Here is a 389-nt window from a genome sequence, read left to right as displayed (position 1 = left end):
ATAAGAGACTGTCAGGGAGTAGTTCAAGACTGTCCTGGTTAATCCATCCTATTATTCGGTCATCGATACTGAATTTGCAATAGACATCTGTCCTCGTAATAGCCTTACCTATGATAGTAACCTCTTTTTCTAAGAATTTATGGGCAGGGTAAAGCTTTTCTGCACTACTGAAAACAGCTGGACGATTCCACACAAAATAATCCTTCGGATTGTTTATGATGGCTCGTGATTTAAGGTATTCATACTTTATTTGTTGACCCGGTTCATTAGCATTATCGGGATCTTTACCCTGAACATCGTTACTCAGCCTTAGAATCTTTCCGGGATTAATCGAGTTCATGACATAATCAAATTTTGACTCGTCTGCATATACTGACAGGTTCTTTTTG

At 38.6% G+C, this 389-nt stretch carries 1 protein-coding gene; it reads right to left on the bottom strand.

The annotated features are described in order from the left end of the window. The coding region (locus RYX56_RS21370; protein ID WP_317123990.1) for an SH3-like domain-containing protein at window positions 1-389 on the bottom strand (389 nt) is incomplete at both ends.

The sequence above is a fragment of the Alkalihalophilus lindianensis genome (assembly GCF_032843265.1).
Lineage (GTDB): Bacteria > Bacillota > Bacilli > Bacillales > Bacillaceae_D > Alkalihalophilus > Alkalihalophilus lindianensis.
The sequence above is the reverse complement of the archived record's forward strand: the minus strand, read 5'-3'. Positions and strand labels throughout refer to the sequence as shown.